Here is a 20,351-nt window from a genome sequence, read left to right on the forward strand (position 1 = left end):
CAGGCACCTGAAGCCTGCGCGTCTGCCAATTCCGCCACTCCTGCATCTTCTATTAAGTTCGTGCTCTCTCAAGCACAAGACATATATTACACGATTTTACAGGAAATGTCAACACTAATTTTCAAAGTTTTTAAAAAAATTAACGCAATTCTATTTCCCGACATATTCCGAAGGTTTTTCCACGTTTTCCGGCCTTGTTCTTTCCTTATAAAATGACAAAAACACCCCAGAATAAAATCAGTATATATTCCCATCATAATAAGGAAATGCCAAATACATAAACCGCATTTCTGCTCCGAAATTCCTGTTTATTATTATCCGGTTTTCGGGCTGTCGAATTTTTTAAAATACAACCGCGAAAAAACAAGAAAAAAAGGTTGAAAAACACCAGATGTTGTGATACACTTTTTACAATTTGGGGAAAATTTGGGGAACCATTAACAGTACGCTATAGAAAGGAAGACAGGTGAAAGCATGAAAGCATTTTTAATACTGGAAGACGGCACCGTCTTTACCGGGACCAGCATAGGGTCGAAGAAAGAAATTATCAGCGAAATCGTCTTTAATACCTCGATGACAGGTTATCTTGAAGTTCTTACAGATCCTTCTTACGCCGGACAGGCAGTCTGCATGACATATCCTTTGATTGGTAATTATGGCATTTGCCATGAGGACCAGGAATCTTTAAGACCGTGGCCGGATGGCTACATTGTCAGGGAATTATCCCGTATTCCAAGCAACTTCCGCTGTGAAGACACCATACAGAATTTTCTGAAGAGATATGATATCCCCGGGATCGCAGGGATTGATACAAGGGCCCTTACCAAGATCTTGAGGGAAAAAGGAACCATGAACGGCATGATCACTACCAATGCAGACTATAAACTGGAGGAGGTTCTTCCAAAATTAAAAGCTTATACCACCGGCAGGGTCGTGGAGCGTGTGACATGTGAGGAGAAGAAAGTGCTGAAGGGCAGCGGACCCAAGGTGGCTCTTATGGACTTTGGGGCAAAAGATAATATTGCCCGTTCCCTGAACAAGCGCGGATGCCAGGTTACCATATATCCGGCATTTACAAAAGCAGAGGAGATTCTGGGAGATGATCCTGACGGCATTATGCTCTCCAACGGTCCTGGTGATCCGAAAGAGTGTACGTCTATAATAGAAGAAATCAAAAAGCTTTATGATTCCCAGGTACCGGTTTTCGCGATCTGTCTCGGACATCAGCTCATGGCACTTGCAACGGGCGCGGATACCAGGAAGATGAAATACGGCCACAGAGGCGGAAATCACCCCGTAAAGGACCTGGAAACCGGAAGGGTATATATTTCATCACAGAACCATGGATATATGGTAGATACGGACACTCTGGACCCTCAGGTGGCTGTACCGGCATTTGAAAATGTCAATGACAAAACAAACGAGGGTTTAAAATATATAGGAAAGAATATTTTTACCGTACAGTTCCATCCGGAGGCTTGTCCGGGACCCCAGGATTCCGGATACCTGTTTGACAGATTTATGAAAATGATGGAGGTGAGCGAATAATGCCGAAGATTCAGGATATTAAAAAAGTGCTTGTGATCGGTTCAGGCCCGATCATCATCGGTCAGGCAGCAGAGTTTGACTATGCGGGAACGCAGGCCTGCCGCTCCCTGAAGGAAGAGGGAATAGAGGTCGTTCTTCTGAACTCCAATCCCGCTACCATTATGACAGATAAAGATATCGCGGATAAGGTATATATTGAGCCTCTGACCGTGGAAGTGGTAGAGCAGCTTATCATCAAGGAAAAACCGGACAGCGTACTGCCCACTCTGGGTGGACAGGCCGGACTGAATCTGGCTATGGAGCTGGAAGAGAGAGGCTTTTTAAAAGAACAGAATGTGCGCCTGATCGGTACCACCTCTGAGACGATCAAGAAGGCGGAGGATCGTCAGGAATTTAAGGATACCATGGAGAAGATCGGTGAGCCGGTGGCAGCTTCCCTGGTTGTAAAAACCGTGAAGGATGGTATTGATTTTACAAATAAGATCGGCTACCCGGTCGTTCTGCGCCCTGCCTATACTCTGGGCGGCAGCGGCGGCGGTATTGCCTATGATGAGGCGCAGCTTGTGGAAATCCTGGAAAACGGCCTTCGTCTCTCCCGTGTGGGTGAGGTGCTGGTGGAGCGCTGTATCGCAGGATGGAAAGAGATTGAGTATGAGGTTATGCGCGACGGTGCAGGCAACTGCATTACCGTATGTAATATGGAAAATATTGACCCGGTCGGCGTGCATACAGGTGACAGTATCGTTGTGGCACCTTCCCAGACGCTGGGCGACAAGGAATACCAGATGCTGCGTACCTCTGCTTTAAATATCATCACAGAGCTGGGAATCACCGGCGGCTGTAACGTGCAGTACGCTCTGAATCCTGACAGCTTTGAATACTGCGTCATTGAGGTAAATCCCCGTGTATCACGCTCCTCTGCACTGGCTTCCAAGGCTACCGGATATCCCATTGCCAAGGTTGCGGCCAAGATCGCCCTGGGTTATACACTGGATGAGATCCCGAACGCCATCACAGGCAAGACTTATGCCAGCTTTGAGCCTATGCTGGACTACTGTGTTGTGAAGATCCCGCGTCTGCCCTTTGATAAATTCATCAGCGCAAAGAGAACCCTGACGACACAGATGAAGGCAACCGGTGAGGTTATGAGTATCTGCAATAACTTTGAGGGTGCTCTTATGAAGGCCATTCGGTCTCTGGAACAGCATGTGGACAGCCTTATGTCTTATGACTTTACCGGGCTTACCGAGGAGGAACTGACAGAAGAGCTGAAGATCGTGGACGATATGAGGATCTGGAGGATTGCTGAGGCTGTCCGCAGAGGGATTTCCTATGAAACGATCCATGCAGTCACGAAGATTGATCTGTGGTTCATTGACAAGCTGGCAATCCTTGTGGAGATGGAACAGGCGCTGGCTTCAAAGGAACTTACGGAAGAATTGCTCCGTGAGGCAAAGCGGATTGAATTCCCGGACAATGTGATCGCGCGCCTGACCGGTAAAAGGGAAGAGGACATCAGAGAGCTGCGCCGGGAGTGGGGCATCACTGCCGCTTATAAAATGGTAGATACCTGCGCGGCTGAGTTTGCAGCTGCCACACCGTATTATTATTCTGTTTACGGTGGGGAAAATGAGGCGGATGGGAAGTCCGATAAGAAAAAAGTTCTCGTTCTGGGTTCCGGTCCTATCCGTATCGGCCAGGGAATTGAGTTTGACTTCTGTTCCGTGCACTGTACCTGGGCATTCAAAAAAGAGGGCTATGAGACGATCATTATCAACAACAATCCGGAGACTGTAAGTACGGACTTTGACATTGCAGATAAGCTGTATTTTGAACCGCTGACTCCGGAGGATGTGGAGAATGTGGTAAATATAGAAAAACCGGACGGCGCTGTCGTGCAGTTTGGCGGACAGACGGCTATCAAGCTCACAGAAGCCCTGATGAAGATGGGTGTGAAAATTCTGGGAACATCTGCGGAGGATGTGGATGCTGCGGAGGACCGGGAACTTTTCGATAAGATTCTGGAGGAATGTCATATTCCGAGACCTCAGGGGCATACAGTATATACGGCAGACGAGGCGATCCGTGTGGCAAATACACTGGGATATCCTGTGCTTGTCCGTCCTTCCTATGTGCTTGGCGGACAGGGCATGCAGATTGCCATAAACGATGAGGACGTGGACCAGTATATCGGCATCATCAACAGAATTGCCCAGGAACATCCGATCCTGGTAGATAAATATCTGCAGGGCAAGGAGATCGAGGTGGATGCCATCTGTGACGGTGAGGACATTCTGATCCCCGGTATTATGGAACATATTGAGCGTGCGGGTATTCACTCCGGCGACAGTATTTCCGTATATCCCGCGCGTACCATCAGCGATACAGCAAAGAAAACCATTGAAGAGTATACCAGGAGACTGGCAAAATCCCTGCATGTTATCGGTATGATCAATATACAGTTTATCGTGTGCGGCGAGGATGTGTATGTGATCGAGGTAAATCCCCGTTCCAGCCGTACGGTACCGTATATCAGCAAGGTGACTGGCATTCCTATCGTACCGTTGGCAGCCAAGATGATCCTGGGATATAAGTTAAGAGAACTGGGATATGAGCCGGGCCTGCAGCCTGAGGCAAAGCATATTGCCATCAAGATGCCGGTGTTCTCCTTTGAAAAAATCCGTGGGGCTGACATCAGCCTGGGACCGGAGATGAAATCCACAGGTGAGTGCCTGGGCATTGCAGAGTCTTTCAATGAGGCACTCTACAAGGCATTTTTAGGGGCAGGCATCAATCTGCCGAAGTACAAAAATATGATCATTACCGTGAGGGATGAGGATAAGCAGGATATCGTACCGATCGCCCGGCGTTTTGAGGCACTGGGATACCGCATTTATGCAACCAGAAGCACTGCCAGAGTCTTGAATGAGAACGGTGTGAAGGCTGTCCGCACAAATAAGATTGAGCAGGCATCCCCTAATCTGATGGACCTGATTCTCGGACATAAGATCGATCTGGTGATCGATACACCGTCTCAGGGCGTGGAAAAGGCAAAGGATGGGTTTATTATCCGCCGGAATGCCATTGAGACAGGTGTCAATGTGCTGACTGCCTTAGATACGGCTGAGGCGCTTGTGACCAGTCTGGAGAATACAGATATCCAGAAGCTGGAGCTGATCGATATCGCAGCAATATAATACTGTGACATAATGAGAGACAACCGCCGTATGAAATTTTGCGGCGGTTTCTTGAGTATTTTGTCAGGTCTGCGCATGACTGTGCAGTTTCTTACATAAGGGAGGGTGTAATGGATTTTATTGAATTACTGAAGGTTATTTTTCTTGGAATTGTGGAGGGCATCACGGAATGGCTTCCCATCAGCAGCACAGGCCACCTGATACTGGTGGAGGAATTTGTAAAGCTGGATGTGAGTAAACAATTCTGGGAAATGTTCATGGTGGTGATCCAGCTTGGCGCCATCATGGCAGTGGTGGTGCTGTATTTTAAAGATCTCTGGCCATTCCACAACAGAAGACCAAAACATCATAATGTGACAAAGATAGAGAAAGCAGCCGGTTTTATCTGCCGTTTTGTCCAGATTGATAAAATGATCATGTGGTTTAAGATTGTTGTGTCCTGTCTGCCCGCTATCATCGTGGCGCTTCCTTTTAATGATTTTATTGAGGAGAAGTTCAATAATTATTTTGTGGTGGCTGTCATGCTGATCGTGTATGGTGTGCTGTTTATTCTCATTGAGGACTACAACAAGAAAAGAGAGCCGGCGGTAAACTCCATTGCTGAGATATCCTGGAAGATGGCCCTTCTCATCGGTGTATTCCAGCTTCTGGCCGTGATCCCGGGGACTTCCCGTTCGGGAGCTACCATTATTGGCGGAATCCTACTGGGGGCTTCCAGAACCGTGGCGGCGGAGTATACATTTTTCCTGGCAATACCCACCATGTTTGGCGCAAGTCTCTTGAAGCTGGTCAAATTCGGCCTGCATTTTACCGGGGCGGAGCTCATGATACTGGTTGTGGGAATGGTGGTTTCCTTTGTGGTTTCCATTCTGGCTATTAAATTTCTTATGGGATATATCAAGAAGCACGATTTCAAGGTGTTCGGCTGGTACCGGATCGTACTGGGCGTTATTGTGCTCCTCTATTTTACGATTGCCGGTTAAGGGGCAGTCTGAAGACGTGTTAAAAGGGCATTGCAGCTGCAATGCCCTTTTGTTGTCTGTAAAATAGGGGTAAGCTATTTTACAGACAATAGAGAAATGGGAAACAATATGTCAGTAATCCCTGCCTATATTTCTGGCTGTCATATAGGCAGTAGATGTAGCTGCCGTGATATTCTGCGGGGTAACACAGTCCCCCAGCATGTAAAATTCAGGTGCGCAGCAGGCAAGAGCTGTGGTCTCCTCCCTCAGCGGCTTCTGACCGGCGGCATAGACAACCTGGTCTGCCTCGTAAAAGCTGTCGCCCTCCGGTGTCCGGCAGGCAACCCCTTCGTCTGTGATCTGTACAGCCTGGGTGTGAAAGAAAATCTTAAGGCCGCGCTTTTTGATTTCTGTATGCAGCCCGAGCATGTGGAGAAAATTGCCTCCGTCGCTCATGTGGTCTGTCATCTCCAGGATCGTGACCTGTTTTCCATAGCGTATGAGATGCAGTCCAAGTTCAATTCCTACCAGGCCGGCTCCCAAAATGACCACTTTGGGACCCAGCTTGTCTGCCAGAGGATAAGCCTCCTGGGCAGACAACACGTTGTTACTGTCTATACCTGGTACCTGCGGCCGGGCTGCTTTTGCACCCAGGGCTGCGATGATGACGTCTGCGTTTAAGTCCTCCGCATATTCTGGCGTCACTTTCGTCTGCAGGCGAAGTTCTATATTTTTATCTTCCTCAACACATTTCGCCTGCTGGTTTAAATAGTAATCCAGGTTTTTCTTAAAGGCGACGTTTTCTTCACAGCGAAGTACACCGCCCAGCCGCTCATTTTTTTCACAGAGAATGACTTTATGTCCCATTTTGGAACAGGTAAGGGCTGCCTGCATGCCGCCCACGCCTCCGCCCACTACCAGAACTTTTTTCTTTACCTGCGCACAGACAGGCGCATGGCGCAGTTCCAGTTCACGGCCGGATTCCGGGTTGATGGCACAGTAGGGTTCCCCGTTGGTCAGTTCGCTGGAAAAGCAGGAGAGACAGCGCATGCATTTTCTTGCCTTGTCCTCATGCCCGGTACGGATTTTATTGGGAAAATCCGGGTCCGCCAGCAATTCTCTGCCCAGTTCCACAATATCGGCTTTTCCCGAAGCAAGGATGTCTTCCATAAGCTCAGGGTCTGAGAGCGCGCCGATGGTGGCTACCGGAGTGTTTACGTGTTTTTTGATCTCTGCGGCCAGATGCACATTGCATCCATCCTCCAGAAACATACTGGGATGGGTGACAGCGAAGACTTCCTCCACCTCATGATTGCCGGCGGAGACATGGATCAGATTCGCATGTCCGTCAAGCTGTCTGGCAATGGCAATGCCGTTTTCTATGTCATAGCCTCCATCATAGCATTCAGAGCCGCTTATGCGGACTTCCACGGGGAAACCGGCCCCGCAGGCTTTGTGAATACCGTCTACGATGGAGAGCAGCAGTCTGCTTCTGTTTTCAATGTCCGGTCCGCCCCATTTGTCCGTTCTGGTGTTGGTGATGGGGGACAGGAACTGGTGCAGCATCCATCCGTGTCCGGCATGTACCAGAACCATGCCGAAGCCGCATTTCTTTGCGAGAAGAGCAGCGTCTATGTATTTTTGGATGGTGCGTTCAATGATTTCCTCTGTCATAGGGCGGATCTTTCTGCCCGCACATTCACACTCCACCGGGCCGTAGGCTATGCCTTTGGCCTCCGCACCGAAAAAGGACAGGTCACGGTTGGCGAACATGCCGGTATGCTGCAGTTCCAAAGTGGCTACGGCGCCGTACTGGCTGATGCCGTAGGCAATCCTGGAGATGCCCCGGTCTATATTGGGAGTGTCGAGAGCAATGTGTGTTGCCCCGCCTCGTCCAAGCTCCCCGTCTACAATTCCCTCGAAGGTGGCAACGCTGGCAGCGCCTCCCATAGCTTTTCTGCCATAGTAGGCTGCAGCGCCGTCGTTTAAATAGCCATCGCCATTCAGATTCTGGTAACCGGTCGGGGAGGCGAAGATTCGGTTACGGAAAAGAACGTTGCCGAGCTGAATGGGGGCAAACAGATGAGGGTATTTAAAATCTGATTTTTTCATTAAGGATATACTCCTTTCACATGGCTCCCGCCAGCGCGAAGCCTGGGAGGCTGGCAGGAGAGAGTTAGGATGCTCTGTCTTAATAGTATCCCGGAATCCGTAAAGTGTAAATCCATGAATCTGATTGCTTTTTTTGTCGGATGGTGTACAATGTGTATGATGGGTTGAAAAAAGGAGAAGTATATATGAGACTGAACAGTATTATGATATATTACCAGTTGTCCAAACGGTTTAAAATAAATCATGCACAATATTCACAACAATATTCTGTGGGACGCCCTGTCTTTTATGAGCCTTCTGTCTATACGGAGGGGAGGGCTGTCATTGTGGACGCGGAGAATGCTCTACATTGTGTCAGGCATTTGACAGGCTGCGTCCTTCTCTTGGCAGGTTATCCTAACGGGAGCTTTGACTGTGGGGGGAACGACGCAGTCTTTCTGGATGCAGGGATATCGGAGCGGACTTTGTTCAATGCGCTGACAGAGATATTTGATACCTTTGATACCTGGGACGAAAAGCTCAGCAGGATAGTAGGCGGAAATGTGGGATATCAGGAGATCCTGGACAGCTGCCGGAGTGTGCTTCCGGAACCGGCTGCACTTATGGACGGGGATTTTAAATATATCGCATACACAAGCGATGAGGGTATGCGCCGCAAATTCGTGGATGATATGAACCAGCTTCCCCTGGATGATGTCAATGATCTGACCAGCATGCCGGGGTTCAAGGAACTGGAGGAGAGAAAAGAGGCTTTTGTCTATACGGCAGGCGAAGTGGTGATCTATAAAAATATATATCATGAGGGTGCTTATGTGGGCCGCCTGTCCCTTCTGATCGAGGAGGGCCAGAGTGAGGAAAAGACAGAATATGAGAAGGCGGTTTTTAACCACCTTGCCGGTTATGTGGAACAGCTCTATGACCAGTGCGGAGGGTTTGAGCTTGGGTCTCCGCGACTGGCTGACCTGCATCACATGATGAAAAAATGTCTGGAGACAGACGGGGCGGACGAGGGCGAGCTTCTGCGCCTTTTGTGGGCTAACAAAAATCTGCCGGGAGACGTTTACTATATGCTCACCATCCGTGAGAATATCCTTCAAAGAGGAAAGGCATATAATATGAGGTATCTCTGTTCACAGATGGAACGGATGTGGCCCGGGGCATACTGTGTGACGCATAACGGGGACATTGCCATGCTGTTTAACCGGAATATGTTTTCAAAATCCACGGACCTGGAATTTCACAAGGAAATGGTGTATTTTCTCAGGGAGAGTGTGCTGGCAGCCGGCTGCAGCCGGGAGTTCACGGATATTTCCTGCATGCGCAGCGCTTACCGGCAGGCAGAGTTTGCCATGGAGATGGGTCTTAGAAAAAATTTTACCTATTGTTATCACAAATTTGATGATTATGCCCTGGATTTTCTGTTAAAATACGGTGTGGGAAATTTTCTGCCGGAACAGCTCTGCAGCAGGGAGCTGCTGTCCTTGTACCGGTATGACAGGGAAAATGAAACTTCCTATTATAAAACACTTTTAACTTATGCGCGTCTGCAGTATAATGCAGTGGCATCCGCCAAGGCGCTGTACATACACAGAAGCTCCTTTATAAACAGGATGGAGCGGATACGGGAACTGATACATCTGAACCTGGAGGATCCGGAGGAGAGGCTGTATCTGCTGTTATCCTTCCGGATCATGGAGGAATACGGTTCCAAAAGCGGGGAAAAATGAGAAGAAGAGGAAATAGAGATGGAGTGCATTTATGGAGAGCAGAGATAAACAGATCCTGGATTTGGCTATGGAGGCCGGCAAGACCCTGCTGGATGCCGGGGCGGAAATCTTCCGGGCGGAGGAGACCATACAGAGAATCGCCAAAGCCTATGGAATAGAAAAATGCAGTGCCTTTGTGATGAGCACCGGGATATTTCTGACTGCGGAGAGCAAAGGGGAGGACATTTATGCCCAGGTCAGGCATATTCCCATCAATTCTGCCAGACTTAACCGGGTGGCAGCCGTGAACCAGCTCTCCAGGGAGATCGTGGAGGGCAGATATACCGTGGAGGAGGCCTGGGAGCGTCTGGAAGCCATTAAGCAGATGCCGGGTAAAAAGAATATTACAAGGATTCTGGCATCAGGCGTAGGCTCTGCCAGCTTCTGCTATGTGCTGGGCGGCGGCATCTGGGATGCAGCGGCAGCCTTTTTGTCAGGTTTTTTACTGTACGTGCTTCTGGTTGCGCTGGAAAAAAGAGAGAAGAAGACATCAAAAATCGTACTGAACTTACTGGGAGGATTCTGGGCTTCCTTTCTGGCTGTGGTCTTTTACCGTCTGGGAATCGGAGAAAATTACGGGAGCATCCTTGTGGGTTCCATCATGCCCCTGGTACCGGGTGTCTCTTTTGTGAACTCCATCCGGGATTTTGCGGACGGTGATTATATCGGAGGCGGTGTCCGGATGCTGGATACCCTGCTGGTGGCTCTGGGCATTGCCCTTGGGGTGGGCCTTATGTACATGCTCTATTACAAAGTGACAGGAGGGGTACTTTTATGATCATGATACAAGGTGCTGCGCAGTTCGTGGCTGCGTTTTTGGGTACTGTGGCTTTTTCCGTGCTGTTTTCCGTCCCGAAGGAACATTATCCCCTGTGCGGGACCATAGGCGGATTGGGATGGCTGATCTGCTGGATCTGCACCAATCCCTTCCATATGAGTGCCGTGACGGGAAGCTTTATCGCCACAGTCTTTATTGTGACAGCTTCACGCATCGGAAGCACTGTGAGAAAATGCCCGGTCACACTGTTTCTCATTGCCGGCATATTTCCACTTGTACCGGGAATCGGCATCTACAGAACGGTCTACTATACATTGATGCAGGAGAGTGCCCAGAGCCTGTACTACGGGAGACAGACCCTCGGAATCGCTTTGGCCATGGTGCTTGGAATCGTGTTTGTATTTGAGATACCTCAGAAAACCATCAACCGGGTCAACCGGATATTCAAGGGAAAAAACAGGAGGAAAAACTGATTATTTCCAGTTTCATTTAAAATTTCTTTAGAGTTTTTCGTTTTATTTTAGAAAATCGTCATAGTTTCATCACATTTTTTCCCTATAATAGGTCTTGGATAGTTGATAAACCACTCACTATCTCCCCCCTCAAGTTGAAAAGGCCCGATACGCGAGTATCGGGTTTTTTCTTTTCCACGGTTGCTTTTTTTCGGCGCCCTGTTATAATAATATCATCACACCAGTTTGAAAAGGGGTACTTTAATATGACAAAAAAAAGAGTAGTAGTGGCATTGGGACACAGAGCATTAGGTACCACATTGCCAGAACAGAAAAATGCAACGAAAAGAACAGCAAAAATAATCGCCAATCTGGTGGAAGCTGGAGCAGAGGTGATCATCACCCACAGCAACGCTCCCCAGGTGGGGATGATCCATACAGCAATGAACGAATTCGGAAAGGTACATCCTGACTACACCGCAGTGCCCATGTCTGTCTGCGCGGCAATGAGCCAGGGCTACATCGGCTATGACGTACAGAACGCCATCCGTGCAGAGCTTTTAAGACGCGGCATCTACAAACCGGTGAGCACAGTCCTCACCCAGGTCACAGTAGACCCCTACGATGACGCCTTCCACGAACCGGTAAAAGTGATCGGAAGGACCCTGACCGAGGAGGAAGCGGAAGCGGAGGAGAAAAAAGGAAACTACGTGACAAAGACCAGCAGCGGCTACCGCAGAATCGTAGCAGCACCGAAGCCTCAGGACATTGTGGAAATTGATGCCATCCGGGCCCTGGCGGATGCGGGCCAGATCGTCATTGCCTGCGGCGGCGGCGGAATCCCCGTCCTGGAACAGGGTGAAGAGCTTCACGGAGCCAGTGCGGTCATCGAAAAAGACCTGATCAGCGGCAAGCTTGCAGAGATGCTGGACGCAGATGAGCTCCTCATCCTCACAAGCGTAGAGAAAGTGTCCTTAAACTACAAATCCGACACCGAGCAGTACCTGGACCACATCACCACCGCCCAGGCCAGACAATACATGTCAGAGGACCAGTTCGAGCCCTCCACCATGCTCCCCAAAATAGAAGCTTCCGTAAACTTCGTCGAAAAGAAAAAAGGCCGCCGTGCAGTCATCACCTCCATAGAAAAAGCCAAGCCCGCCTACCTGGGCAAAACCGGCACCATCATAGAAAATAAGTAACGATGTGGTGAACCAAATCGTTACCGATATTCACCCATTAAAATTTCTATGTAGTAAGACAAATACCAAAGTTATGACCGAGTCCTCATAAGACCCATACTATAATACAAAAGAACTAAAGCCCAATCCCTGAACCGCCGCCCCCAATTTACCGGTTACCGTTCAGAATCTCCAGCTTTAGTTCTTTTCTTCTTTTTTATTTCTTTTCATCTTTTTACCACCGCTGCGAAGAAAGTTGTTCCTATGTTCCGCCTGAGAAAACCAGGGATGAGGGGAGGCGTGTATGTTTGTGGCAGCGAGGTTAAGTGGAAGGTTCTGTGAGATCCACCGCCTACGGAGACTTAGGCGAGAGCCCATTGGCGAGCGTCTTAGTCGCAGTTGGCGGTTAGCTCACAGGTTCTGCAACGTCGAGCGGCCACAAACATACACGCCTCCCCTCCCCTCATCCCGTCCCCCAGCCACAAGACTTTACTTCCCCCACCCACCCATTTTCCACAAAACCCTTGCCTCCACAACAACCCCTATGTTATTCTATATTCCAAAGGGCACCCCGTACACCTCACCATTCCCGGCAGCAGCATACCTGCTTCCGGTATCCATGAAAAGGGCAGACGATTCATCTGTCTGAATCATTACGGATATCAGCCCGTCTAAAATCGCTTTGCGATGGGGCAAATACCTGCTGCGGCTGCTCTTATATACAATCAGCGCAGTAAATTACGCAGATCTGATTGAACAATTATGAAAGGGGACAGATTGAGAATGAGACTGACTGAACTTTTACAAAACCTTGAATATATATGTGTACAGGGAAGCCTGGACACAGAAGTGAGGAGTGTAGTCTTTGATTCCAGAAAAGCGGATAAAGACTCTCTTTTTATTTGTATCAAAGGCGCCGTGTCCGACGGACACAAATACGCGGAGGACGTTGCTGCAAAGGGCGCCTCTGTTCTGGTCGTACAGGACCATGTGGCTGTACCGGAGCACGTGACTGTGATCAAAGTGCCGGACAGCCGGTATGCCATGGCCTGCATCTCTGCGGCATGGTTCGGGCATCCGGCCGAGAAGCTTAAAGTCATCGGCATCACAGGAACAAAGGGAAAGACCACAACCACCTACCTTGTAAAATCCATTCTGGAAAATGCAGGCCACAAAGTGGGTCTGATCGGCACGATTGAAGCCATTATCGGTGACAAAGTCATCCCGGCAGCCAATACGACTCCGGAATCCTATGTGGTACAGCAATATTTTGCAGAGATGGTGGAGGCCGGATGCGACAGCGTGGTCATGGAAGTTTCCTCCCAGGGCCTGATGCTCCACAGAACCGCGGGCTTTCTGTTTGACCTGGGAATCTTCACCAATATTGAACCGGACCACATCGGCCCGAATGAGCACAAAGACTTTGAAGATTATATGCACTGCAAGGGCATGCTGTTCAAACAGTGCAGAGTCGGCATTGTGAATGCGGATGATGAACATCTGGAAAAGGTACTGGAGGGCCATACCTGCAGTCTGGAAACCTTTGGATTCAGTGAGAAGGCTGACCTGCGGGCAAAAGACCTGCACCTGGTCACAGGAAAGGGCACGCTGGGCATTGCCTATCAGGCAGAAGGGCTCATGAATTTTCCGGTGGAGATTGACCTTCCCGGCAAATTCAGCGTGTACAATTCCCTGACGGCCATTGCCATCTGCCGTCATTTCGGAGTCAGTGTGGAAAATATCCAGAAAGCCCTGAAAGCGGCTAAGGTAAAGGGAAGGATTGAGATGGTCAAAGTCTCCGATGACTTTACCCTTATGATTGATTATGCCCATAATGCTATGAGTCTGGAGAGCCTGCTGACCACCCTGCGGGAGTATGAGCCTGCGCGCCTCGTATGTCTGTTCGGATGCGGCGGAAACCGTTCCAAGCTCCGTCGTTATGAAATGGGGGAAGTATCCGGCCGTCTGGCTGACCTGACCATCATAACCTCAGATAACCCAAGGGATGAGGAGCCGCAGGCCATTATAGATGACATTAAGATCGGGATCAGCAAAACAGCGGGCCATTATGTGGAGATTGCAGACAGAAAAGAAGCCATTGCCTATGCGATCCGTCACGGACAGCCGGGTGATATCATTGTGCTTGCAGGCAAAGGCCATGAGGATTACCAGGAAATCAAAGGAAAGAAATATCCCATGGATGAGAGGGATTTGATCAGGGATATTCTGGCAGAGCAGGCCTGAAGGGGCCGGCCGGAATACGGAGTGGATATATGAGCAGATTATATGCAGATATCATAGTGGATATCTCCCAGGAAAAGCTGGATCGGACGTTTCAGTATGAGATTCCGGAACATCTGCAGGACGACATTCAGATAGGAACCAAGGTAAGAGTCCCTTTCGGAAACGGCGGCAGGGAGATTACCGGCTATGTCATAGACATAACCGGACAGCCCAAGGTGGAGGCTTCCAGGATGAAACAGATCCTGGGGCCTGAGAGCCAGGGGATTCCCATTGAATCCCGGCTCATATCCCTGGCATCATGGATCGCCAAAAATTATGGCTCCACCATGAACCAGGCCCTTAAAACGGTGCTTCCGGTTAAGGAGAAAAAGAAAAAACAGGAGAAGAAATTTCTGGTACTGAAGGCTTCCCCCGGGGAGGCACGACTGTTTTTGGAGGCGTGTGAAAAAAAGCATTTTATAGCAAAAGCACGTCTCATGACAGGTCTTCTCGAACAGTCTCCTATGCCCTATGAACAGGCGGTGAGTGTGTGGAAGGCCTCCCCTTCTGTGATCCGCGGCCTGGAAGAAAAGGGAATGATTTCCGTGGAGAGTGAGCGGATCTGGAGAAATCCGGTGCATACAGAACAGCAGGATATCATCAAAAAAGAGTTGAACGCCTGCCAGAGAGAAGCGGTGGATCAGATTCTGGATGAGTGGAAATCAGAGACACCGCGTCCCACACTGCTCTACGGTGTCACAGGCAGCGGCAAGACGGAAGTCTATATGGAACTGATCGAGGAGGTCCTTGCAAAAGGACAGCAGGTCATTGTCCTTATCCCGGAGATTGCCCTTACCTATCAGACGGTGGAACGTTTCAGCCGGAGATTCGGCTCGGGTGTCTCTTTTATGCATTCCCGCCTGTCAGCCGGAGAGCGTTTTGACCAGTTTGAGCTGGCCAGAAAGGGAGAGATTTCTGTTGTGGTGGGGCCGCGCTCGGCCCTGTTTACCCCATTTCCGAACCTGGGGCTGATTGTCATTGACGAAGAGCATGAGTCTTCCTATAAAAGTGAGAAGACACCCTGCTACCATGCCAGGGAAGTGGCAGTCCAAAGAGGACAGGTGGAAAATGCCAGGATTGTCATGGGTTCCGCCACCCCTTCTCTGGAGAGCTATGAGAAAGGTATGAACGGTTCCTACCAGCTTCTGACCCTGGACAGCAGGTATGAAAACCGGGCGCTGCCAAAAGTGTACACTGTGGATCTGAAGGAGGAGCTGAAGGCAGGGAACCGTTCCATCTTCAGCACACTTCTCCAGGAAAAGATCAGGGAGAGGCTGGAGAAAAAGGAACAGGTGATCCTGTTTTTGAACCGCAGGGGATATACCGGTTTTGTAAGCTGCCGTTCCTGCGGGCACGTGATGAAATGCCCTCACTGTGATGTCTCACTGACTTCCCACAGAAACGGAAAATTGATCTGCCATTACTGCGGCTACACCATCCCGGATGTGCAGAAATGTCCCTCCTGCGGTTCTCCTTTTATCGGAGGCTTCAAGGCGGGGACTCAGCAGATCGAGGAGATGGTACACCGTCTGTTCCCACAGGCCCGGGTGCTCAGAATGGACGCGGATACCACGAGAAAGAAGGACGACCATGAGAAGATACTGGCCGCTTTTGCCAGAAAAGAGGCAGATGTGCTGGTGGGTACCCAGATGATCATAAAGGGCCACGATTTTCCGGATGTGACTCTTGTGGGGGTTCTTGCAGCGGATCTTTCCCTAAATGGGGAGGACTTCCGGGCAGGAGAGAGAACTTTCCAGATCCTGACCCAGGCTGTGGGCCGTGCGGGAAGAGGAAGAAAGCCCGGAGAAGCAGTGATACAGACATACCAGCCGGAGCACTACAGTATCCGGGCGTCAGCCGGACAGGACTATCCCGGATTTTACAGAGAGGAGATCTCCTACCGGATGCTCATGGGCTATCCCCCCGCAAGAGCCATGGCGGCTGTGCGGGGCGCCTGCGCAGATGAAAATCTTTTGTATCAGGGGCTTTCTTATTGTAAAAAATATATAGAGAAGATATATCCCGGAGAGGATCTGATCCTCATCGGACCGGCGCCTGAGAGCGTGTCAAAGGTCCAGGATATGTATAAGATGGTGCTCTATATGAGACACCGAAACCGCAGGACTCTGGTACAGATCAAGGACTGTCTGGAACGGTATATTGCGGTAAATAAGGGATTTGACAAAATGTTTATCCAGTTTGATTTTAATATATGATCAGTCAGAATGAAAAGGAGAAAAAAGAGATATGGCACTGAGAAATATCAGAACACAGGGAGACAGTATACTGACAAAGAAATGCAGAAAAGTGGAGGCTATGACACCAAAGCTGAAAGAACTCATTGAAGATATGTTTGAGACTATGTATGACGCCTATGGAGTGGGCCTGGCAGCTCCCCAGGTGGGCGTGCTGAAACAGATCGTGGTGATCGACACCACAGGGGAGGACCCTCACGTGCTGATCAATCCCGAGATCATTGAGACATCCGGCACCCAGACCGGGGACGAGGGCTGTCTGAGCCTTCCGGGAATGTCAGGTACTGTGACACGCCCCAATTACGTGAAGGTGAGAGCGCTCAATGAGGATATGGAAGAATATGAACTGGAGGGAACAGAGCTGCTGGCAAGGGCCATCTGCCATGAGACAGACCATCTCCAGGGAAAAATGTATACAGAACTGGTGGAGGGCGAGCTTCGCAGGAACAGCTATGAGGAGGATGAAGAATGAGAGTAGTCTTTATGGGTACCCCGGATTTTGCCGTGGGTACGCTGGAAACCCTGATTGCAGCCGGTCATGAGGTGGCAGCCGTGGTAACACAGCCGGATAAGCCCAAGGGCAGAGGAAAAAGCCTGATGCCCACTCCGGTGAAGGAGGTAGCCCTTGCCCATCAGATCCCTGTATTTCAGCCGAAAAAGGTACGGGACCCGGAGTTTGTGGAAACCCTCAGGACGATCGCACCGGATGTGATCGTGGTGGCTGCTTTCGGGCAGATCATCTCAAAGGAAATTCTGGATATGCCCAGATATGGCTGCATCAATGTGCATGCCTCTCTTTTACCCGCTTACCGGGGGGCAGCGCCTATTCAGTGGGCTGTCATCAATGGGGACAAAGAATCAGGCGTCACGATCATGCGTATGAGTGAAGGCCTGGACACCGGTGATATGATAGATAAAGTGGTAGTCCCTCTGGAGGAAAAGGAGACCGGCGGCAGTCTGTTTGACAAGTTAAGCAAAGCAGGTGCCGCACTCTGTGCAGAGGTGCTGGTTAAACTGGAAAATGGCACTGCCGTCTTTGAAAAGCAGCCGGAACAAAGTACCACGGCTTATGCTTCCATGATTGACAAGAAGATGGGAAAGATCAACTGGGAGCGCCCGGCAAAAGAGATTGAGCAGCTCATCCGCGGATTGAATCCATGGCCCAGCGCATACACATCCGTGAACGGTAAAAACATGAAGCTGTGGACCGCTTCTGTAGTCCACGAGGCAGGCAATGGCGTTCCGGGAGAAATTCTGGAGGCCGGGAAAGAGGGGCTGCTGGTAAAAACAGGAGATGGGCTTCTGCTCATTCAGGAGCTGCAGCTGGAAGGAAAGAAAAGAATGGATACCGCAGCTTTTCTGCGGGGATATACAGTAGATAAAGGATGTATCCTTGGGGAGTAAAGAGGAAAACAAATGACAGGCAGAGTGAATATAAGGGAGTTAATCTTAGGAATACTATTAGAAATAAACAAAGAGGGGCAGTACAGTCACATTGCCATACGCGGCACGCTGGATAAATACCAGTATCTGGAGAAGACAGAACGGGCATTCATCACCAGAGTATGTGAGGGAACCCAGGAGAACCAGATACGGATTGATTATATCATCAATTACTTCTCAAAAGTGAAGGTGGAGAAGATGAAACCTCTGATCCGGGAGCTTCTGCGAAGCAGTGTATACCAGCTTATTTATATGGACAACGTTCCGGACAGCGCGGTATGCAACGAGGCGGTTAAGCTGGCAAGAAAAAAGGGATTTTACAATCTGACAGGATTTGTGAACGGAGTTCTCAGGGGAATTGCCAGAGATTACAAAAAAATCCCCTTTCCGGGCAGGGAGAATAAGGTGGAGTACCTTTCCGTGACCTACTCCATGCCTGTGTGGCTGGTCGTTCGTTTTATGGACCAGTTCGGGTTTGAGAATACGGAGAAAATGCTTCAGGCCTCTATGGAAGAACGCCCGGTGACCGTCCGTATAAAAGAATATCTCACGGACCGGGAGCAGGTGATACAGAGCCTTAAAAAAGAGGGCGTGAAGGTGGAGAAAGCGCCCTATGCAGACAATGCCTATTATTTGAGCGGTTATGATTATCTGCCTGCGCTGACTGCCTTCCGCATGGGAAATATCCAGGTGCAGGATGTAAGCTCCATGCTGGCCGGTGAGGCAGCCAATCCGCAGAAAGGCAGCTTTGTCATTGACCTTTGTGCAGCTCCTGGAGGAAAGTCCCTCTGCGTGGCAGATAAAATGCGGGGAACCGGTATGGTGGATTCCAGGGATGTAAGTGAGAAGAAAGCGGACCTGATCCGTGAAAACGTGGAGCGTATGGGCATGGCTAACATCAGTGTCTCCGTACACGACGCTACCGTGTTTGACCATGAGTCTGTGGAAAAAGCTGACCTTGTCCTGGCAGATGTTCCGTGTTCAGGTCTGGGTGTTATGGGAAAAAAGACGGATATCAAGTACAAGATCACGCCGGGAAAGCAGGAGGAGCTTGTGGAGCTTCAGCGGAAGATTCTGGAACAGGCAGCCTGCTATGTAAAACCCGGCGGTATACTTCTGTACAGCACCTGCACAGTATGCAGGGAGGAGAATCTGGAAAATGTGCTCTGGTTTACCAGGGAGTACCCGTATAAACTGGAGAGTATCGATGATTTTCTCTGCGAGGAATTGAGAAGCGAAACTACAAAACAAGGATATTTACAGCTTCTGCCGGGAGTCCATAAGTGTGACGGATTCTTTTTGGCAAGGCTTAGAAGGATAGAGTAGAATGGAACCAACAGATATAAAGTCTCAGTCCCTGGAAGAACTGAAAAAGACTGTGGAAGCTCTGGGAGAAAAACCATTCCGGGCAAAACAGCTCTATGAGTGGATGCATGTAAAACTGGCCAAGAGCTTTGAGGAGATGACAAACCTTTCCATGACGTTCCGCGGGAAATTAAAGGAGTCCTGTATTCTCACCACGCTTACGGCTCTGGATGTGCAGACATCTAAGATAGACGGCACACAGAAATACCTTTTTGCCCTCCATGACGGCAATGTGGTGGAAAGTGTGCTCATGCGGTATAAGCATGGGAACAGTGTATGTATCTCCTCACAGGTGGGGTGTAAGATGGGCTGCAGATTCTGTGCCTCCACCATAGGCGGATGGACCAGGAACCTGACGCCTGCAGAGATGCTGGAGCAGGTATACCGGATTCAGGAAACCAGCGGCGAGCGGGTATCCAATGTGGTGGTCATGGGTACCGGTGAACCTCTTGACAATTATGATACCCTGCTTCGCTTTATACATATGATAAGCGATGAAAACGGTCTTCATATCAGTCAGAGAAACATTACAGTCTCCACCTGCGGGCTCGTACCCAAGATGGAGGCGCTGGCAGATGAAAAGCTGCAGATCACACTGGCTTTATCGCTCCACGCGTCCAGCCAGGAGAAGCGGGAAGCTCTTATGCCCATCGCTAAAAAATATACCATCACACAGGTGCTGAACGCCTGCAGGAATTACTATGAAAAGACCGGGCGGCGCATCACATTTGAATACGCTTTGGTGGGCGGCGAGAACGATTCCCAGGAGGATGCAAGGCGCCTGGCACAGCTGCTCAAAGGCCTGAACTGTCATGTGAATCTCATACCTGTGAACCCCATAAAAGAGCGCAGTTACGTCCGTTCTGATAAAAAAGTTATCGGGAATTTTCAAAATAAACTTGAAAAATACCAAATTAATGTTACTATTAGAAGAGAAATGGGCCGGGATATCGATGGGGCCTGTGGACAATTAAGAAAAAGTTATATCGATAAGAAAGAGGATTCGTAG

At 49.6% G+C, this 20,351-nt stretch carries 14 protein-coding genes; 13 read left to right on the forward strand and 1 reads right to left on the reverse strand.

The window, feature by feature from the left end; genetic code table 11:
* The first annotated feature begins 474 nt into the window (after nucleotides 1–474).
* The 3 genes from V8Q34_RS24025 to V8Q34_RS24035 all read left to right on the forward strand — a co-directional run bounded on the left by V8Q34_RS24025 (nucleotide 475) and on the right by V8Q34_RS24035 (nucleotide 5,728).
* Nucleotides 475–1,548: a carbamoyl phosphate synthase small subunit gene (locus V8Q34_RS24025; RefSeq protein ID WP_033143132.1), complete on the forward strand. Its 1,074-nt coding sequence runs from the start codon at nucleotides 475–477 to the stop codon at nucleotides 1,546–1,548.
* On the forward strand, nucleotides 1,548–4,745 hold the full coding sequence (gene carB, locus V8Q34_RS24030; RefSeq protein WP_033143131.1) for a carbamoyl-phosphate synthase large subunit: 3,198 nt from the start codon (nucleotides 1,548–1,550) through the stop codon (nucleotides 4,743–4,745). Before V8Q34_RS24025 ends, carB begins: the two co-directional genes overlap by 1 nt.
* A 110-nt stretch (nucleotides 4,746–4,855) precedes the next feature.
* Nucleotides 4,856–5,728 (forward strand): undecaprenyl-diphosphate phosphatase, encoded by an 873-nt coding sequence (locus V8Q34_RS24035; protein WP_054352278.1) that lies wholly within the window; start codon nucleotides 4,856–4,858, stop codon nucleotides 5,726–5,728.
* 111 nt (nucleotides 5,729–5,839) lie between these two features.
* Here V8Q34_RS24035 and V8Q34_RS24040 read toward each other — a convergent pair whose 3' ends face one another.
* Entirely contained in the window at nucleotides 5,840–7,819 is a 1,980-nt protein-coding gene (locus V8Q34_RS24040) for an oxidoreductase (RefSeq protein WP_103732097.1), read from the reverse strand.
* Nucleotides 7,820–8,004: 185 nt separating this feature from the next.
* Here V8Q34_RS24040 and V8Q34_RS24045 point away from each other — a divergent pair, with 185 nt between their 5' ends.
* The 10 genes from V8Q34_RS24045 (at nucleotide 8,005) to rlmN (ending at nucleotide 20,351) form a co-directional block, all read left to right on the forward strand.
* Nucleotides 8,005–9,546 (forward strand): helix-turn-helix domain-containing protein, encoded by a 1,542-nt coding sequence (locus V8Q34_RS24045; RefSeq protein ID WP_158587229.1) that lies wholly within the window; start codon nucleotides 8,005–8,007, stop codon nucleotides 9,544–9,546.
* A 31-nt stretch (nucleotides 9,547–9,577) separates the two neighbouring features.
* On the forward strand, nucleotides 9,578–10,363 hold the full coding sequence (locus tag V8Q34_RS24050; protein WP_033143127.1) for a threonine/serine exporter family protein: 786 nt from the start codon (nucleotides 9,578–9,580) through the stop codon (nucleotides 10,361–10,363).
* Complete coding sequence (locus V8Q34_RS24055) at nucleotides 10,360–10,836, forward strand: threonine/serine exporter family protein (protein ID WP_081960510.1); 477 nt, start codon at nucleotides 10,360–10,362, stop codon at nucleotides 10,834–10,836. Before V8Q34_RS24050 ends, V8Q34_RS24055 begins: the two co-directional genes overlap by 4 nt.
* 245 nt (nucleotides 10,837–11,081) lie before the next feature.
* A complete protein-coding gene (arcC, locus tag V8Q34_RS24060; RefSeq protein WP_335836473.1) occupies nucleotides 11,082–12,017 on the forward strand; it encodes a carbamate kinase in 936 nt (311 codons plus the stop codon).
* Nucleotides 12,018–12,779: 762 nt separating this feature from the next.
* Nucleotides 12,780–14,240 carry a UDP-N-acetylmuramoyl-L-alanyl-D-glutamate--2,6-diaminopimelate ligase gene (locus tag V8Q34_RS24065; protein WP_033139076.1) on the forward strand — a complete coding sequence of 487 codons (1,461 nt, stop codon included), beginning with the start codon at nucleotides 12,780–12,782 and terminating at the stop codon, nucleotides 14,238–14,240.
* 29 nt (nucleotides 14,241–14,269) lie between these two features.
* Entirely contained in the window at nucleotides 14,270–16,495 is a 2,226-nt protein-coding gene (priA, locus tag V8Q34_RS24070; RefSeq protein ID WP_335836474.1) for a replication restart helicase PriA, read from the forward strand.
* A gap of 31 nt (nucleotides 16,496–16,526) precedes the next feature.
* Nucleotides 16,527–17,006 (forward strand): peptide deformylase, encoded by a 480-nt coding sequence (gene def / locus V8Q34_RS24075; RefSeq protein ID WP_033139074.1) that lies wholly within the window; start codon nucleotides 16,527–16,529, stop codon nucleotides 17,004–17,006.
* Nucleotides 17,003–17,938, forward strand: a complete 936-nt coding sequence (gene fmt / locus V8Q34_RS24080; protein ID WP_335836475.1) for a methionyl-tRNA formyltransferase — start codon at nucleotides 17,003–17,005, stop codon at nucleotides 17,936–17,938. Before def ends, fmt begins: the two co-directional genes overlap by 4 nt.
* A 12-nt stretch (nucleotides 17,939–17,950) precedes the next feature.
* Nucleotides 17,951–19,303 carry a 16S rRNA (cytosine(967)-C(5))-methyltransferase RsmB gene (rsmB, locus tag V8Q34_RS24085; RefSeq protein WP_033139072.1) on the forward strand — a complete coding sequence of 451 codons (1,353 nt, stop codon included), beginning with the start codon at nucleotides 17,951–17,953 and terminating at the stop codon, nucleotides 19,301–19,303.
* A 1-nt stretch (nucleotide 19,304) separates the two neighbouring features.
* Nucleotides 19,305–20,351 (forward strand): 23S rRNA (adenine(2503)-C(2))-methyltransferase RlmN, encoded by a 1,047-nt coding sequence (rlmN, locus tag V8Q34_RS24090; protein ID WP_103731675.1) that lies wholly within the window; start codon nucleotides 19,305–19,307, stop codon nucleotides 20,349–20,351.

The organism is Blautia sp. JLR.GB0024, from assembly GCF_037000545.1.
In the GTDB taxonomy this organism is placed as follows: domain Bacteria; phylum Bacillota; class Clostridia; order Lachnospirales; family Lachnospiraceae; genus Blautia; species Blautia celeris.

Excerpts from the sequence above, each read along its gene's own strand:
- V8Q34_RS24025 (WP_033143132.1), top strand. The coding sequence starts at position 475 with ATGAAAGCATTTTTAATACTGGAAGACGGCACCGTCTTTACCGGGACC.
- carB (WP_033143131.1), top strand. The coding sequence starts at position 1,548 with ATGCCGAAGATTCAGGATATTAAAAAAGTGCTTGTGATCGGTTCAGGC.
- V8Q34_RS24035 (WP_054352278.1), top strand. The coding sequence starts at position 4,856 with ATGGATTTTATTGAATTACTGAAGGTTATTTTTCTTGGAATTGTGGAG.
- V8Q34_RS24040 (WP_103732097.1), bottom strand. The coding sequence starts at position 7,819 with ATGAAAAAATCAGATTTTAAATACCCTCATCTGTTTGCCCCCATTCAG.
- V8Q34_RS24045 (WP_158587229.1), top strand. The coding sequence starts at position 8,005 with ATGAGACTGAACAGTATTATGATATATTACCAGTTGTCCAAACGGTTT.
- V8Q34_RS24050 (WP_033143127.1), top strand. The coding sequence starts at position 9,578 with ATGGAGAGCAGAGATAAACAGATCCTGGATTTGGCTATGGAGGCCGGC.
- V8Q34_RS24055 (WP_081960510.1), top strand. The coding sequence starts at position 10,360 with ATGATCATGATACAAGGTGCTGCGCAGTTCGTGGCTGCGTTTTTGGGT.
- arcC (WP_335836473.1), top strand. The coding sequence starts at position 11,082 with ATGACAAAAAAAAGAGTAGTAGTGGCATTGGGACACAGAGCATTAGGT.
- V8Q34_RS24065 (WP_033139076.1), top strand. The coding sequence starts at position 12,780 with ATGAGACTGACTGAACTTTTACAAAACCTTGAATATATATGTGTACAG.
- priA (WP_335836474.1), top strand. The coding sequence starts at position 14,270 with ATGAGCAGATTATATGCAGATATCATAGTGGATATCTCCCAGGAAAAG.
- def (WP_033139074.1), top strand. The coding sequence starts at position 16,527 with ATGGCACTGAGAAATATCAGAACACAGGGAGACAGTATACTGACAAAG.
- fmt (WP_335836475.1), top strand. The coding sequence starts at position 17,003 with ATGAGAGTAGTCTTTATGGGTACCCCGGATTTTGCCGTGGGTACGCTG.
- rsmB (WP_033139072.1), top strand. The coding sequence starts at position 17,951 with ATGACAGGCAGAGTGAATATAAGGGAGTTAATCTTAGGAATACTATTA.
- rlmN (WP_103731675.1), top strand. The coding sequence starts at position 19,305 with ATGGAACCAACAGATATAAAGTCTCAGTCCCTGGAAGAACTGAAAAAG.